Source organism: Paenisporosarcina sp. TG20, from assembly GCF_000286315.1.
Classification (GTDB): Bacteria; Bacillota; Bacilli; order Bacillales_A; family Planococcaceae; genus Paenisporosarcina.
In genome coordinates this window covers 1-11,085 of sequence record NZ_ALJG01000224.1, presented here as the reverse complement: position 1 = coordinate 11,085, position 11,085 = coordinate 1, and the positions used below count along the sequence as shown (strand labels likewise).

Below are 11,085 nucleotides of genomic sequence, written 5' to 3'. Positions count from 1 at the left end.
TCAAGGTGCGAAACTTAAGTTAGTAAAAAGGCTACATCTTATAAACTTTTAGGATTAGCCATTTCAATTTTTTAATACTATGTATAAGAAAGTTTTATAGCGTGAAATCATAGCGATATGTAAGTCCAATAATGAATGTTAACGTCTCGCATTATTAGCACTGTATTACAAGAACTAACGCATACAATATGAGTCATTTAAGAATCTAGAAGAACCGTAGTGAAAAAGAAAAACACACCTGCTACTTTCTGCAGGTGTGTTAATTGTTAATCAAATTTGTCTTAGCCGTGATGTGGCCATGATACTGTATATAAGTTAATATATTAATATCTCTAATGAAGATGTTCTTTGTGATACTAGAGTTTTAATAGTTGACTTGCCAATTCTTGTTCAACTGACTTAATAGATTCAGTCAGTTTTTTTGTAAGTGTTTTGATTTGTTCTTTATTAATTATTAGGGGAGGAGAAAAGCAGAGAATATCACAACCGTCAAATGTTACTGCGCGGCAGATTACTCCTCTTACATGTAAAGCCTCGACCACTCTCGGTGCCAACTTTAAATTTTGGGGAGAGATTGGATCGTGTAAAAATTCCATTGCTCCAAGGAGTCCAATCGTCCGTACATCTCCTACAATTCTCGTTTTGTGTTTAACTTCTATTAAACCTTTTAATAGTTCTTCACCCATTTTTTTGGCGTTCTCAACAAGCCCTTCAGTTTCAATAATGTCAATATTTTTCAAAGCAACAGCAGCCGCAGTTGGATGTCCACTATTCGTAAAGCCTTGGAATAAGATTCCATGTGATTTATCTTTTAACACATTGTGAATTTCATCGGACATGATGACACCGCCGAGTGGAAAATACCCACTAGTCACACCTTTAGCAAAAGTTATTAAATCAGGTTCCACATCCCAGTGTTCTATACCGAACATTTTCCCAGTACGACCAAATCCTGTAATAACTTCGTCTGCTATAAACAAGATTCCGTATTCATCACAAAGTTTACGTACTTCCTGAAAATAATCGCTTGGAGGAATAAGAACACCTCCGGTTCCTTGCACTGGCTCTGCTAGAAATGCTGCTACTGTTTCAGATCCTACCTTCTCAATTTCTTCTCTTATTGAAGCAAGTGATCTACTTGTGCCGATTTCATACGGGTTTTCAGCATGGGCAAAACTAGTCTTTGTATGTTCATCCATTTCCCAGTATTCAGATATATCGGTTGTACTCTTCGCACCAGCAACAACACCGTGATACCCTCTCTTTAGCAATATAATCTTATTACGTTCAGGATGGCCTTGGATTTCGCAATAATGACGTACCAGTTTAATGGCGGAATCATTTGATTGTGATCCTCCAGATGTAAAGAATACTGCATTTAATTTCGGAGGAGAAAGATCGGAAATTTTTTTGGCTAACCGAATTGCTGGTTCGTTACTAAACGATGAAAAAGCTGAACTGTATCCTAACTTGTTCATTTGTTCCATTGCAACTTCAGCCATTTCTTTTCTCCCATGTCCTATATTCACATTCCATAAAGACGACATGGCATCAATGAACACTCTTCCATCCATATTTGTTAAATAGATGCCATCCCCTTTTTCAATAATTAACTTTGCTCCACTTTCTTGTTGTAGTTGAATAGAAGATGTTGGGTGAATAAAATGCTTTTTGTCCAATTCAATTAACTCTTTCATACTTTGCTCCTCCTCAGTATTAGTCGTTTATTAATTTACGTGAGACAAAATTGGCTATCGAGTATTAAATAGTTCCTTGTATCTAGTGTACTATTGGTGAATAAAGTGTAGAACCTAGGGGAATTTTGGAGGTCTTTTGATATTGTTAATTACTGGTTCCTATCAGCCAGAAAATAGAGAATTACAGACTTGGCAGTTAATAACTATTACCTCTAATATACCAATCAACTAAATAAACGTCAAACAATAACAGAATATTAAGAAATCTTTTAATCGTAAAAATATTTTAATAATATTTCAATCTAACTGTTGTTACAATATTCAAAAAAGATGTACAATGTAGTTTATATATCGGTTTACAGAAAACCCGTAAATATAAAAAACAAGGAGAAACAACTATGACATCTAACAAAATTAGCGTTACCTTAAGTGAAAATAAAAAGGAAAAACAGCCACCTGATCAACTGCAGTTTGGTACAACCTTTACAGATCACATGTTTATTATGGATTACACATTAGGTGAAGGATGGCATGATCCACGCATTATTCCATATCAACCTATTTCAATAGATCCCGCAGCAATGGTTTTCCACTATGGCCAATCCGTTTTCGAGGGATTAAAGGCATATGTAAACAAAAAAGAACAAGTACTTTTATTTAGACCTGATGAAAACTTTAAAAGACTTAACAAATCAAATGATCGTATGTGTATTCCTCATGTTGATGAAGACTTCGCATTAGAAGCTCTTAAACAACTAGTTGATGTTGATCGTGAATGGGTTCCTTCTGCAATAGGAACATCTTTATATATTCGTCCATTTATCATTTCAACTCAAAGTTACTTAGGTGTAGCACCATCAACTAAATATCAGTTTATCATTATTCTATCTCCAGTAGGTTCTTATTACAAAGAAGGAATTGCCCCTATTAGAATTGCTGTTGAAAACGAATATGTACGTGCTGTTGCTGGTGGAACTGGAACAGCGAAAACAGGTGGTAACTATGCCGCTAGTTTAAAAGCTCAGCAATTATCTGGTGACAAAGGTTATTCACAGGTACTTTGGTTAGATGGAGTTGAGCGTAAATATATTGAAGAGGTTGGCAGTATGAATATCTTCTTTATTATTGATGGAGAAGTTGTAACCCCTTCGGTGAATGGCAGTATTCTAGAAGGAGTTACTCGTAAATCAATCCTTCAATTACTTCGACATTGGAACATACCTGTAACTGAACGTCGTATTTCTATGGAAGAGATTAAACAAGCTTATGCCGAAGGAAAGCTAGAAGAAGCATTCGGTACAGGAACAGCAGCTGTTATTGCCCCAGTAGGTGAATTATTCTGGAACAATGAAAAAATGCTCTTAAACGGTGGTCAAACAGGTGAAATATCACAAAAATTATATGATACGCTAACAGGTATCCAAACGGGAACTTTGGAAGATCCATTTGGTTGGTCTATAGAGGTTCCTAACAAAATTAACACGAAATAACTAGTAACTAGAAAATCCAGTTTTCTAGTGCCACAATTATTTAAAAACCCATTTAGTGTTCACTCACTAAATGGGTTTTTTGAAAAGATAAAAAAGTATATAAAATTGGTGTGCTATTAATTCAGTATTCTCGGCATTTTAAGGATTAGGTTCTAACGCTGCTTTGCACTCCAGGCGGACGCTTTCCACGGGGCGGGCGGTAAGCCTCCTCGGTCGCTGGCGCTCCACTGCGGGGTCTCACCTGTCCCGCTGATCCCGTAGGAGTCGCCACCTTCCGCTTCAATCAAGTAATTGTTTTCGAATTTATGAGAAAAGAAAATACAACTTAAATAGAAGTGAGTATATGCTTTTTAAGTGAAAGAAAGTCACTGGTAATTTAAGTAATAGAAAATGCAGATGTTTGCATCATGAACACTGACATTCTGGTATTTTGAACAAGTCTTCCCTTTTTTAGAAATAGTGTAGGAGAAGTGCTCCTGCTATCTTTGTATAGCTCACGATTCAAATACTTGTTACTCTAATTATAATTCGCTGCAATGATTGATAGATTCACACTAGTTGATTGAAGCGCAGGTGGCGACTTCTGCGGGAATAGCGTGAGCTGAAGGCCCCACAGGAACGCAGTGACGAGGAGACTGAAGTCATGCCCGCGAAAAGCGTCCACCGTAGCGGAAATCACCGGGTTTCTATGTTACTCTTCTTAAAAGGACCTGGCATCTTTGCCCGGTTTTTCTTACCTCTATAAAATCGTTTGAATTAAATAAATAACTAATGGACCTAACATGACAATAAAGAGTGCTGGAAATATAAAGAACATCATTGGAAATATCATTTTAACTGGAGCCTTCATCGCTTGCTCCCTGGCTAATTGTGTTCTTTGTTCCCGTATTCTCCCTGTCAAAGAACGTATGACCTTGGCCATTCCAACACCTAACATATCTGCTTGAATTAACGATGTAATAATACTTTGAAACTGGTGAACAGGAACTCGCTTCCGTAAATCGTAAAATGCCTCTCTTCTGGACTTTCCAAGTTTCATATCCTCTATCGTTTGTAGAAACTCTTCAGATAGAGGTCCTTTTGAATTCTTGGAAACTTTGAGTAGTGCAGCATCAAGACCCATCCCCGCTTCAATTGATAGGTTAACCATATCAAAAAAATCCGGCATCGATTTTTGAATAGCAATCCTTCTCTTTTTTATAATCACACTTAAATAAAATGAAGGATAATACATAGCAATCACTGCCATCAGACCCGCCAAAAAAAAGCTTGAAAAAATAGTAGTGTCTAATTTCATCAACAATAAGCTTAGAGAAAAAAATATAACAAACCCTATTAGGAGTTGGAAAAATTTAAAATCAGTTGATGATAAATTAAGAGGATATCCTGCCTCACGCAGCCGTAATTCTAACTCATACTTTTTTGATATAGGCGTCTTTTGGTCTATCACAGTCTTTACTTTATCACTAACTTTTTTGAGAAAGACTAGATCATTTTTTGTAATAGGTTTTGTATTGCGTTTTCCTTCTCCGATGTCAAAATAACTAGCTGTTCTTCTATTTATAGCTATTTTCTGTTTATAAAGTTGACTTAAAATAGCCCCTACGACAAGCATGAAGAAAAGTGAAGTAAATAGAATAAATAATAATGAAATCAAAGCTACACCTCAATTTGTACAATTTTATTTATAAAAAACCATCCCAAAACTATACTAATACAGCCAATAATCACCATAGCCCAACCAAGTGGATGGGAGAATAATAGTTGAAAGTATTCTGGATTAACAAGCTTAATATAAAAACCAAGTGCTATCGGTAATATCGTAATGATAATTCCAGACAATTTTCCTTGAGCTGTTAATGTTTTCACTTCATCTTTTAGTCTTGCTCGATCAAATATGGTTTCCTGCATGGTCTCCAATAATTGAGCTAAGTTTCCGCCAGTTGAACGTTGGATAATCAGTGTATTTAAGACAATTTCAAGCTCTTTATCTGGTAGTCTATCTAATAAATTTTGAAACGATTTCTCTACAGGTATACCAAAATTAATTTCTTGTAATGCTTTTATGAATTCAGGCCCTAATGGTTCGCTTATCTCTTTTGCGACCATATTTAATGCTTGCATGAAGCTAAATCCAGCTCTAAGTGCGTTGGCCATTGTACCTAGTGCATCTCCAAGTTGTTTTGAAGCCAATAGCAGACGTTTTTTTCTTTTTTTCTTGACATAAATCATTGGTAAATAAAACCCAATCACCCCAATGATTAAAATGATAATAAAGTGATAGCTGTTAAGGTAGCCAATTGCCATGCCTATTATTGTTAGCATGACCCGTCCAATAAATAACTCCCCTAGTGAAAGTTTAACCCCCGATTGTGTCAGGAGCATTTCATTTTTAGAAAGATTAATAAACTTTTCAATCCCTTTACTAACTTTCAATAGAGATGAATTATGTTGTTTTTGACTACGATCATTCGTTTTTGTTGTTTTATCCTTAACCTTGATATCAATATATTTTTTTAATCTTTTGTCGTATTTACCCTTCTCAAAAACAAGTGAAAGAACTAGTTTGAAAAGAACAGTAGAAATTAGAAATATAATGATTAGAAGAAAAAGGAGAGAGTTTGTCATACCCACTCCTCCTTAAACATGTCATTGATATCATGACCAGCTAACATTATCTTATCAATACAGTATGGACGAATTCCAGAAGTCATGAATTTCTTTTCAATTTCATCCGTAGAAATATTTTTCTGTTCTTTGTAGATGAAAATATCTTGAAGAATAATCGTATCACCTTCTAACCCCAACACTTCGGTAATTCTTGTTATTTTTCTAGAGCCGTCTTTCATTCGTGCTTGTTGAACAATTAAGTCTAATGCACTTGATATTTGTTGGCGAATGGCCTTTACTGGTAAATCAAATCCTGCCATGAGTACCATTGTTTCAAGTCGTGCTAACAAATCCCTAGGAGAGTTAGCATGGCCTGTTCCTAAACTTCCCTCATGACCTGTGTTCATCGCCTGGAGCATGTCTAACGTTTCGGCACCACGAACCTCTCCGATAATAATTCGGTCAGGTCGCATACGGAGTGAATTTCGGAGAAGATCACGAATGGATATTTCCCCTTGTCCTTCAATGTTTTGTGGACGAGATTCTAGCGAGACGACATGTTCTTGTGAAAGTCTTAATTCAGCAGCGTCCTCTATGGTCAAAACTCTTTCACCATTAGGGATAAATGACGATATAACGTTTAATGTACTTGTTTTACCAGAACCTGTACCACCACTAATGAATATATTAAGCTTTGATTCAACTGCGGCTTTTAAGAAAAGAGCCATGTTTTCACTTAATGAGTTCTTCCGTAATAAATCATTTATAGTAAAAGGAACACTTGAAAATTTTCGAATAGTAATCGTGGGTCCGTTTAGTGCGAGTGGTGGGATAATAGCATTGACACGAGACCCATCCGGTAGGCGTGCATCAACCATTGGAACACTTTCATCAATTCTCCGACCTAATGGCGCAACAATCTTTTCAATCACTCGTAATACATGTAAATCGTCTCTAAAATGAATGGATGTTTTTTCAATTATTCCGTTTACTTCAATGTAAACAGCATTTGGACCATTCACCATTATTTCAGTAACTGAAGGATCAGCAAGCAGTGGTGAAATCGGTCCGTACCCTGTAAGTTCATGTGAAATATCATGTTTTAATTGCTTTTTTTCCTCGAACGTAAGATGTTTTCCTTCTTCTCCCAAAAAATCCTCTGTGAGCTTTTCGATTAGTGGCTCAAGCTCTTGATTTTGATTTATAGGTTTTTTCAGTTCTTCGACAAGAACATTGTGAAGTCGAACTTCCAAATCAGTTGATTTTACTTTCTTACTTGATGTGTTAATCGTCATATCCTTTTTAACTTCTGTAACTAGATGGTCTCCACCTAAACGTGATAATAAGGACATTACACACGGCCCCCTACAAAATCTTTATGTTTTTTGGCCTTGTTATCTTTGCTATCTGTTTGATTGAATGGGTTATATAATGTCTCAGCCATTTTAAAAATATTCTTTGCTACTTGTGATCTTGGGTACGAGTAACTTATAGGTTGTCCTTCATTGACCGCTATGACCATGGCTTTTTCCATGACAGGTAACGCTGAGAAAATTTTCTTTCCAATCACTTGTTCAAGCGTGTCCATTGTTAGACCTTTGACCTTCATTTGTCGATTTAACACTACTTTTATACGGTCATCTAATTGAAGGGAAACTAATGTATCAATGAGAATTTTACTATTCCGTAAAGTAGGCAAATCAAGATAGGTCAATAATAAAATATCATCTGAATTTTCTAAAGCAACAATACCAATTTCATTCATGTAACTAGATACATCAATAATCACTATATCAAACTGTTGTTTTAGTATCTTTATTACTTTCCTGACATCATCCCCTGTTATTACATCTGCAAATTCAGGTCTTAGTGGTGCAGCTAATATTGAAATACCGTCTTTATAATAAGTCATATAGCTGTCAATTTTTTTGCCTTCCTTATCGCCTTTAACCCAGTCATATATTGTTTGTCTTGGCTTTACATCTAAATACATGGCGACATCACCGAATTGAAGATCTAAATCAATAACTGCTACTTTTAATTTTTTCCCATACGCAGCTGCAAGGTTTACGACGACAGTAGTTTTTCCAATCCCACCTTTGGTACTACAAACTGTGATGACTCTTGCAATTTTAGTTGGTTTTAGTTGCTGTTGTTGGAACAACTTATTACTATTTTTTTCTATTGCTAGATTTATATCCTCTTTTATTTTATCTATAGGAGATGACATGAAAATGACATCCCCTGCACCTGCTCTAAGGGCACTCTTCATATCTAGTTCTTGTTCTGAATGAAATACTAATACTGTCGTTGTTAACGGGAATGCCCTGGATATCTTCCCACATAAACTATATACATTATAAGATTGAGAATTTGGTAAAAAAACAATACTTGGTTTTAATGGTTGTATTTGTTCATATAATTTAAATTCATTGGCTACCCAAGTTATGTTGAACTCTGGATTACTGATAATATTCTCTATTTTTGATATCCATTCTTCATTTTCAGCTATGGATATTATTTTCAACATTAGTTAAACACCCCTTCATGTAATTCATTTTCATGGATATGGGTATCGTCAGGTTCAATTTTGTCATCTCCATCTTGTCTAAGCATAATATACAGCTCATATCTCGATGAAAAACTTACAACAAGTCCCTCTTTTGGTGTTACTTCAACTGTAATCATTTGATAACGTTTCATCGTCTCTTCATCATCCGCAGCATGACCAACTGAAAGAATCTTCACGTTTTGTAATAAAAGTGTGGCTGAGTCATGCTGAAGTATCTGTTCTTCTTCAGGTTGCTGCATAACAGCAATAACGTCAATATATGAACCGGGACGTACTAATCCAGCCACACCTTGAACGTCAGTGACTTCTAGTGTTATAGCTCGTTTCCCTTGTGAAACTGGAATATATTCATAGATATTTTCCTCTTCAACTTGTTCTTCTGCTTCAACGTTTTCTTTTTCCTCTTCTTTTGAAACCTCTGGAGTAGTCTGTTTGACAGTGGTGGACTGGTTTTTATTATCTGTGATCAATACGTACATCATTCCTGCAGCAATTAGTCCAAATACCATTGCTATTATCCAAATTCTCTTAGAATTCATAAATTCACCTACTTATATTATTTAAAATCAATTCACAAGTTTTACTCCATAGATTCCGTAATTTTCACCAGCTCCGAAAGTACCACCACGAACATAATCAATGAAACGCCCAACTACTGCTTTATCATTTCCATTTGGCACCACATCTTCAATCCAAAATGCAGCAAATCCAATAATTCTAACCAATGTCTTACCGGTTGAATCCACAAAGGTTTCAACTATAGGTACTGTTACGACACGGCTACAAGTATTATCAGCTGTTTCATATGACTGGCAATTTATTATATCTGCATCTTGGTCGATACGAGTTTGAAAACCTTCTTTTACATTCCCCCATGATAAACCTGTCTTTGTCCATTCCAATTTATCTTCACTTACTTCCATAGTAGAACCATTAATAATTCCTTCTTTTAAATCATTCCCACCAGGCCCATCTATTGCTAGGAACCCAAAATTTCCACTGACAGATGAATTGTTGGGATTTCCTGCTTGGAAATGCATGGTATAGGGTTCCCCTGCACTATAATCACCTTGTTCAATAGCTACAGGTATAATTCCATCTCCTGCTATTAAGGTCTGAAGCGTTTCAGCTCGCGCAGTTGCACTAACATTTGTTTGATTGATTCCTAATACTCTAGCAAATGTTAGTTCTTTACTTACTGTTTTATGTATTTCAATAAAGTTAGCTCCAGTATCTACTTCTTCTACAACGACTGTGAATCCATTGTCTAAAGCAAGCTCTATACCTGTGTTTTCAGCAGCACTCTCTGATACTTTTAATACCTGTGCCCCTCCAAGTACAGCAGAATCTACTGCTTTTTGAAGCCGACTTTTTTCAAAATATAGTCCTCCAACATCTACTACTAATGCAGTAAAACCAATAATCATAAACATACATAGAGCAACCAGTACCATAGCTATTCCGCTTTGCTCTTTAAGAATAGACTGATAAATATTCCTCACTATTCCACCCTCATTACTGTAGTGTCTTCCAAATCAAAAGGCCCAATAATTTGACCAATAATTGGTGTTAAAAAGTCAACCGGATACGTTAATTCTATGGCCACGTCACTTCCACTAAGTCTATTCACTTTTCCTTCTGGTGTTATCGAGATAGTTAATTTATCTTGATCAAGACCACTTGTAGCATCTTTTATTTTCAACTTTATAATTGAGTCATCAGCTCCAACTGTCGCAACTCGAGCCGCTTCTCTACCTGCATGGTCTAGTGTTAAGTACACATGGAAGATCCTGCCGAAATCCGTAATACCAAAAAGTATCATTAAGAGAATCGGAATGATTAACGCGGTTTCAACTAAAGTTTGCCCTTTTTGAGATTTCATAGGTAGGTCTCCATGAGAAACGTAAAAAGGGTACCGAGAGCAATTGGGATTGCATACGGAATCGATATAGACCCTTGTTTATCATCTTTAGCTAGTAAAGCACCGTTTGCACTTTTCCAAAACAGTACCGAAAACAACATCCGTTTTAGTGTGAAAATAAGTTCTCTTCTTTTTAATAAAATAAGTAGTGCAATAATCCCACCTATAATTCCAGCATAAATACCTGTATAAAAAATAAACAACGCCCCTTTCCACGCCCCCACTGCAGCAAGTAGCTTGACATCTCCAGCTCCAACTCCACCCATTAAAAATGGGATAAATAACAACCCAAGCCCTAATAAAAACCCTTGACCACTAAAAAAAAACCCCTCTAAACCAGAGGTGAAAATATGATAAATAAAGCCGCTAATGATTGCTGGTAGTGTTACAATATTTAAAATTTTACGGTTACGTAAATCTGTCAGTATTGAAATAATAAGAATAAGAGCTAAGACTATATTTATCATATGATTCTCTCCTTTAATTTAGTAAAGTAGCCCAACCGGTAAGTCGGGCTACTTATTTATTCATTAAGGTGTTGGTGTTAGTGCAGTTGCAATTGATTCAAATAATGTGTCTAATTTAGTTCCCACTGTTCCTAAAACAGCAATTACAGCAATTGCGATCAATCCCACTAACAACCCATACTCGGTTAAAGCCTGTCCATCTTCTTCTTTTAAAAGCCTCATTAATTGGTTCATGTTTATGTACCCCCAAGTTTTGATTATTCGTTTTACCGAACTCACTAGAATATATTAGTTTTTATCCCTACTTACAGGACTCAGGACAAAGCTC

11 protein-coding genes are annotated in these 11,085 nt (G+C 35.9%); 1 reads left to right on the top strand and 10 read right to left on the bottom strand.

Features of this window, described 5'->3' with window-relative positions; translation table 11 throughout:
- Window positions 1-356 precede the first annotated feature (356 nt).
- Window positions 357-1,697 carry an aspartate aminotransferase family protein gene (locus B371_RS0105000; RefSeq protein WP_019413207.1) on the bottom strand — a complete coding sequence of 447 codons (1,341 nt, stop codon included), beginning with the start codon at window positions 1,695-1,697 and terminating at the stop codon, window positions 357-359.
- A 398-nt stretch (window positions 1,698-2,095) separates the two neighbouring features.
- Between B371_RS0105000 and B371_RS0104995 the strand changes: the two genes are divergently transcribed.
- Window positions 2,096-3,187 (top strand): branched-chain amino acid aminotransferase, encoded by a 1,092-nt coding sequence (locus B371_RS0104995; protein ID WP_019413206.1) that lies wholly within the window; start codon window positions 2,096-2,098, stop codon window positions 3,185-3,187.
- 739 nt (window positions 3,188-3,926) lie between these two features.
- Here B371_RS0104995 and B371_RS22375 read toward each other — a convergent pair.
- The 9 genes from B371_RS22375 to B371_RS0104950 form a co-directional block, all read right to left on the bottom strand.
- A complete protein-coding gene (locus tag B371_RS22375) occupies window positions 3,927-4,844 on the bottom strand; it encodes a type II secretion system F family protein (protein WP_019413205.1) in 918 nt (305 codons plus the stop codon).
- 2 nt (window positions 4,845-4,846) lie between these two features.
- Window positions 4,847-5,815, bottom strand: coding sequence for a type II secretion system F family protein (locus B371_RS21310; RefSeq protein WP_019413204.1), 969 nt, complete (start codon window positions 5,813-5,815; stop codon window positions 4,847-4,849).
- The gene (locus tag B371_RS0104980; protein ID WP_019413203.1) at window positions 5,812-7,149 is read right to left on the bottom strand and encodes a CpaF family protein; all 1,338 of its coding nucleotides are present in this window, start codon (window positions 7,147-7,149) and stop codon (window positions 5,812-5,814) included. The genes B371_RS21310 and B371_RS0104980 overlap by 4 nt, the downstream gene beginning before the upstream one ends.
- Window positions 7,149-8,327 carry an AAA family ATPase gene (locus tag B371_RS0104975; protein WP_019413202.1) on the bottom strand — a complete coding sequence of 393 codons (1,179 nt, stop codon included), beginning with the start codon at window positions 8,325-8,327 and terminating at the stop codon, window positions 7,149-7,151. The genes B371_RS0104980 and B371_RS0104975 overlap by 1 nt, the downstream gene beginning before the upstream one ends.
- Window positions 8,327-8,908, bottom strand: a complete 582-nt coding sequence (gene cpaB, locus B371_RS0104970) for a Flp pilus assembly protein CpaB (protein ID WP_019413201.1) — start codon at window positions 8,906-8,908, stop codon at window positions 8,327-8,329. The genes B371_RS0104975 and cpaB overlap by 1 nt, the downstream gene beginning before the upstream one ends.
- A 27-nt stretch (window positions 8,909-8,935) precedes the next feature.
- Window positions 8,936-9,871 carry a pilus assembly protein TadG-related protein gene (locus B371_RS0104965; RefSeq protein WP_019413200.1) on the bottom strand — a complete coding sequence of 312 codons (936 nt, stop codon included), beginning with the start codon at window positions 9,869-9,871 and terminating at the stop codon, window positions 8,936-8,938.
- Complete coding sequence (locus B371_RS0104960) at window positions 9,871-10,251, bottom strand: TadE/TadG family type IV pilus assembly protein (RefSeq protein ID WP_019413199.1); 381 nt, start codon at window positions 10,249-10,251, stop codon at window positions 9,871-9,873. The genes B371_RS0104965 and B371_RS0104960 overlap by 1 nt, the downstream gene beginning before the upstream one ends.
- Window positions 10,248-10,757, bottom strand: coding sequence for a prepilin peptidase (locus B371_RS0104955; RefSeq protein ID WP_019413198.1), 510 nt, complete (start codon window positions 10,755-10,757; stop codon window positions 10,248-10,250). The genes B371_RS0104960 and B371_RS0104955 overlap by 4 nt, the downstream gene beginning before the upstream one ends.
- A gap of 63 nt (window positions 10,758-10,820) precedes the next feature.
- Window positions 10,821-10,991: a Flp family type IVb pilin gene (locus B371_RS0104950; RefSeq protein ID WP_019413197.1), complete on the bottom strand. Its 171-nt coding sequence runs from the start codon at window positions 10,989-10,991 to the stop codon at window positions 10,821-10,823.
- Between the last annotated feature and the right edge of the window lie 94 nt (window positions 10,992-11,085).